Genomic DNA, 429 nt, shown 5'->3' on the forward strand with positions numbered 1-429 from the left:
GTTGAGATCCTCAAACGGCGACATGGCCTCAGCTCTCGGGTGACTACAGAGCGCAGAGCCAACACGTAGTGGGAAGTCAGCGAATGGCGGTGAGTAGTCAATACAGGCAGCAATTACTCAGTTGGAATCGATTGCTGACTCGAGATCGAAGGATCTAACATTACTTTCAGATATCGCTTGATTTCGCGGTTCGGTGTCGTGGACTCGCAGATGGCGGAACTCCTCCTCCCCGGATCTCGTACTGACCGTGGCACGACCGCCGAGGGTAAGTTCGTTGAAGTCGGCCCGTGTGGCCGCCACATTAACCGGGCCCTCATTTCCGCCAACCGGAGCTACGTTAACGAGATACCGAACGTCCCCGAACCGGTTTTTCAGGTTCTCATGGAGACTGTCGGAGACGGTAACGATTCGGTCATCAAAAGCAGACCC

General features: G+C 55.0%; 1 protein-coding gene. It reads left to right on the forward strand.

Features of this window, described 5'->3' with window-relative positions:
- Window positions 1-210: 210 nt before the first annotated feature.
- Window positions 211-429 (forward strand): hypothetical protein (locus EXE42_RS17010; RefSeq protein WP_137707063.1); only part of this gene is annotated, 219 nt, incomplete at its 3' end.

This window comes from Halorubrum sp. SP3, assembly GCF_005435195.1.
GTDB lineage: Archaea > Halobacteriota > Halobacteria > Halobacteriales > Haloferacaceae > Halorubrum > Halorubrum sodomense.